The organism is Halomonas sp. DQ26W, from assembly GCF_003339685.1.
In the GTDB taxonomy this organism is placed as follows: domain Bacteria; phylum Pseudomonadota; class Gammaproteobacteria; order Pseudomonadales; family Halomonadaceae; genus Halomonas.
On record NZ_QPKI01000054.1, the window covers coordinates 1 to 4,856 of the forward strand.

General features: G+C 55.7%; 3 protein-coding genes and 1 pseudogene. All 4 read left to right on the forward strand.

The genetic code is table 11. The annotated features are described in order from the left end of the window. The first annotated feature begins 2,155 nt into the window (after positions 1-2,155). Positions 2,156-2,419, forward strand: coding sequence for a hypothetical protein (locus DU490_RS17065; RefSeq protein WP_147270484.1), 264 nt, complete (start codon positions 2,156-2,158; stop codon positions 2,417-2,419). Further along, on the forward strand, positions 2,416-3,705 hold the full coding sequence (locus tag DU490_RS16775) for a Wzz/FepE/Etk N-terminal domain-containing protein (protein ID WP_114575362.1): 1,290 nt from the start codon (positions 2,416-2,418) through the stop codon (positions 3,703-3,705). Before DU490_RS17065 ends, DU490_RS16775 begins: the two co-directional genes overlap by 4 nt. Before the next feature lie 145 nt (positions 3,706-3,850). After that, the gene (locus DU490_RS16780) at positions 3,851-4,231 is read left to right on the forward strand and encodes a hypothetical protein (RefSeq protein ID WP_114575363.1); all 381 of its coding nucleotides are present in this window, start codon (positions 3,851-3,853) and stop codon (positions 4,229-4,231) included. Positions 4,232-4,283: 52 nt separating this feature from the next. Further along, positions 4,284-4,736 (forward strand): annotated as a pseudogene (locus tag DU490_RS16785) (HupE/UreJ family protein); the annotation flags it as partial. Between the last annotated feature and the right edge of the window lie 120 nt (positions 4,737-4,856).

Below are 4,856 nucleotides of genomic sequence, written 5' to 3' on the forward strand. Positions count from 1 at the left end.
GCCAGTCGCGATGCGGAGCAGCGCTCCAACAATGATTCTTTCTACCGACGGTGCCACGCCATTTTGTAGGAGCATCTTTAGATCGCGACTGGAGGCCGAAGGACTCCCGGCGGGGTTGCCAGTGCCGGCGACCATCGCCTACGCCGTGGCCTCCGCCGTGGCCTCCGCCGAGGCGCCTGACGGCGCCAGTCGCGATGCGGAGCAGCGCTCCAACAATGATTCTTTCTACCGACGGTGCCACGCCGCTGTCGGAGCATCTTCAGATCGCGACTGGAGGCCGCAGGCCTCCCGGCGGTGTTGCCAACGTTCGCGGCCATCACCGGCGTTTCAGCCTCCGCCGAGGCGCCTGGCGGCGCCAGTCGCGATGGGGACCAGCGCTCCAACAATGATTCTTTCTACCAACGGTGCCACGCCGCTGTCGGAGCATCTTCAGATCGCGACTGGAGGCCGCAGGCCTCCCGGCGGTGTTGCCGATGGTGGCGATAACAGCTGCCGTTGCGGCCTCCGCCAAGGCGCCTACCGGCGCCAGTCGCGATGCGGAGCAGCGCTCCAACATCGATCCTTTCCACCGACGGTGCCACGTCGTTGTTGGAGCATCTTCAGATCGCGACTGGAGGCCGAAGGACTCCCGGCGGGGTTGCCAGTGCCAGCGACCATCGCCTACGCCGTGGCCTCCGCCAAGGCGCCTGACGGCGCCAGTCGCGATGCGGAGCAGCGCTCCAGCAATGATTCTTTCTACCGACGGTGCCACGCCGCTGTCGGAGTATCTTCAGATCACGACTGGAGGCCGCAGGCCTCCCGGCGGTGTTGCCCGTGCCAGCGACCATCGACAACGCCGTGGCCTCCGCCAAGGCGCCTGGCGGCGCCAGTCGCGATGCGGAGCAGCGCTCCAACAGCGATTCTCTCCACCGACGGTGCCACGCCATTTTGTAGGAGCATCTTCAGATCGCAACTGGAGGCCGAAGGACTCCCGGCGAGGTTGCCAGTGCCAGCGACCTCGCCTACGCCGTGGCCTCCGCCAAGGCGCCTGGCGGCGCCAGTCGCGATGGGAACCAGCGCTCCAACAATGATTCTTTCTACCGACGGTGCCACGCCATTTTGTAGGAGCATCTTCAGATCGCGACTGGAGGCCGCTGGCCTCCCGGCGGTGTTGCCAACGTTCGCGGCCATCACCGGCGTTTCAGCCTCCGCCAGGGCGCCTGCCGGCGCCAGTCGCGATGGGAACCAGCGCTCCAACAATGATTCTTTCTACCGACGGTGCCACGTCATTTTGTAGGAGCATCTTTAGATCGCGACTGGAGGCCGAAGGACTCCCGGCGGGGTTGCCGGTGCCAGCGACCATCGCCTACGCCGTGGCCTCCGCCAAGGCCTCCGCCAAGGCGCCTGACGGCGCCAGTCGCGATGGAAACCAGCGCTCCAACAGCGGCTTTCTCCACCAACGTTGCCACGCCGCTGTAGGAGCATCTTTAGATCGCGACTGGAGGCCGAAGGACTCCCGGCGGGGTTGCCAGTGCCGGCGACCATCGCCTACGCCGTGGCCTCCGCCAAGGCGCCTGGCGGCGCCAGTCGCGATGCGGAGCAGCGCTCCAACAATGATTCTTTCTACCGACGGTGCCACGCCATTTTGTAGGAGCATCTTTAGATCGCGACTGGAGGCCGCAGGCCTCCCGGCGGTGTTGCCAACGTTCGCGGCCATCACCGGCGTTTCAGCCTCCGCCGAGGCGCCTGACGGCGCCAGTCGCGATGCGGAGCAGCGCTCCAACAATGATTCTTTCTACCGACGGTGCCACGCCGCTGTCGGAGTATCTTCAGATCACGACTGGAGGCCGAAGGACTCCCGGCGGGGTTGCCCGTGCCAGCGACCATCGACAACGCCGTGGCCTCCGCCGAGGCGCCTGGCGGCGCCAGTCGCGATGCGGAGTCGGGTCGACGAACCGAGCGCTCCAACAAGGAGCGGCTGCGTCGCTATCGCCGAGGCGTCCTTCCACAATGCAGTCTGTGCAGATCAGATTCACGCCAAAGTGTGAAGAACCGAAAAAAAGACCATTTCTTGACCAAAATCAAAAGCAGCATCGCTACCCAGCACCATTACAGTATGATAAAATTCATCACGACAAATTAACTATTTAATACCCATGGTTACGCGGGAGCTAGCATGAACGACAGGATGGCAAGGAAAATAATAGAAGCTTCCTTGGTTACACCCATATCAATTGCCATACCTGGATTTGCACTACTTTATTCAAAAATGTGGAAATCGCTACTCGCATTCGTCATTCTATTACTCCCTGTTGGCTATTTAATTTACTTAAGCATTGGAAAGAAAGCCGAAATAATGCTAGCCACTTTTCTGTTAATATCAATACATTTTATGTTTCTAGCCTATATTGTTGTGGCAAAAGCCAAGGGTAGCCAATGAACGCTCCAGTGAACCACTCACCTCCCAGGGAAAGCGACGATGAAATTGACCTGAGAGATATAGCAATAGCTATTCATGATGGCTGGAAGTGGATAGCTGGTAGCATTGCAGCAAGTCTATCCATTGGCCTAATTTATATTTACCTAATAACAACGCCTCAATATTCCACTGAAATAACTTACACTCCTTCTCCTGGCGGACTCAATGCATTAAACAACATGCCTGGAACAAACTACACTGAAACACAGGCGTTTGAGGAGTTTAGCCAACACCTTTCCAGCCATGAAAATTTCAAGTTCTTCCATAAAGAAAATCCTGATCATCTCAGCCCTTTGCTTGAATCAAGCCAGGATGAAATGAGTAGACTAAGAAGCTTTTTCTTTGGTAGCCTTAAAATAAATCAACCTTCACAAGAGAATGGTTTATCACGCAAGATCTCTTTGAATTACACCAAGAATATTGATGGCCCCCAGCTGATCAACGACTATTTCAGGTGGACTGAAGAAACGTACGTAGAAACACTGATTGCAAGAGCGCAGAGGGCCGTAGACAGCACCATAGCCCGAAACAGTGAGCGTATGGCAGCCCACCTGGAAGTCAATAAAGAAGACATTGAGGCGAGAATAGCACGCCTGCAAGAGGAAGATAGAGTAAAAATTGCCGAGTTAGAAGACCAGCTGCATGCCGAAAAGAAATCTGTCATATCCTCTCGAGAGGAAAGAATTAGAATTCTTGAAAACGCAGAGCAGATTGCCGATCGCCTTGGCATTGAAAAGCCAACAACACCAAGAGACCTTGGAAGACAGACCCATGACCGCGATGTAATTTATGCGGAAATAAATTCCCAGGGAGGACTTCCTCTATATTTCATGGGCGTTGAGGCCCTGAAAGCAGAAAGAGAAGTGATCGAATTAAATCTCGAGAGAGAAACAAAAACAGCAGAGATAAGAAATATAGAAAGCCGGCTCAGCCAGCTTAGGAACAACCGCACGATTGAAGCTCTTTTAAATAGAGAGGAACTTTCTCCCTTTTCCGATGAGTACAATAGCCTTAGGTCACAAAATAAAATTCTTGCCGCTAACGTAGTTACAAAAGATGAAATTGATGTTGTATCAGCCATACACTGGGCTTATCAACCAAACAGCCAAGACTCTCCCAAGAAAGGCTTGTCTCTGGTATTAAGCTTAATTATAGGGGTGATGCTAGGTGTTATCCTTGTGTTTTTCTCAACATTCATAAAAAGCATAAAACACCACAAAGAAACACATAAGGAACGAACTATTTAAATGAAGCACCCTGGGTTCTCAACAACCAGCACTTGGTGACTGGCGCCATAGAATGGTAGGCTCTCATCGCTTTTGCCAATGACCCAAGTCAGAGCAAGGGCCGTGCGCGTCCTCGACCCTCTCTGCCCTCCTGGTGTGTTATCCCATGCTCAACCGGATTCGCCATCGACTCGGCTATCTGATCTTGCTTGTGCTGATCATGCCCGGCCTGGTCCTGACCAGTGCAGGGGAGGCACTCGCCCATGGATCGGCGAGCTTGGCCGGCATTGAGGCCGGTCATCAGGAGACCGTACGGGATGGTCATGGCCATGGGCATGTACATGACCATGACCACGCGCCAGGGGACAGGCGTCATTTTCACTACGAGAGTGGCAACCACTTCCACGAAAAAGCGGATCGGCTCGGGACGGGTATTGCCATCGAGTCAAGGTTCCGCGCCGCCCCGCGCTTAAGCGAGCTGGGCGGCAATCCACTGCGCCGTGTCTACCGCCTGGAGAGACCTCCTCGGTCGGTTATCGCTGGATGACCGGAGCCGTCCGCCGGACGGCCGATTCTAATGACAGACCCGTGGAGGTTTCATGTTTTCATCCCGATTAGGGGGTGTGTTCGGCCTGCCTGCTATGGCCCGACGCCACTCCTTGGCCCTTCTCACACTGCTGGTGATGCTCCTGGGAGCCAGCGGTGATGCCCTTGCCCACGCCGTTGCCGAAGGCGACAAGGGGTATATCCAGGAGATCTATGGCGTTCACCTGATCGCGTTCGTCTATCTCGGTGCCAAGCACATGGTGACGGGGTACGACCACATCCTGTTTCTGCTGGGGGTGATCTTTTTCCTCTATCGGATGCAGCACATCGCCATCTACGTCAGCCTCTTCGCCATTGGTCACTCCACGACCATGTTGCTGGGGGTGTACTTCAACATCGGCATCAACAGCTACCTCATCGATGCCATCATCGGACTCTCCGTCGTCTACAAGGCACTGGACAACATCGGCGCCTACCAGCGCTGGTTCGGTGTTCAGCCCGATACCGGTAGTTGTCAAGGAATCTGTCGCCTCTGAGGTCATTCAGGCCGCCTGTTTTTCTGGTTCAGCGACGGTGATCTGGAGCTCCCGTTCCGGGTTGAGTGACACGGTGCCGATAGGCGTCCA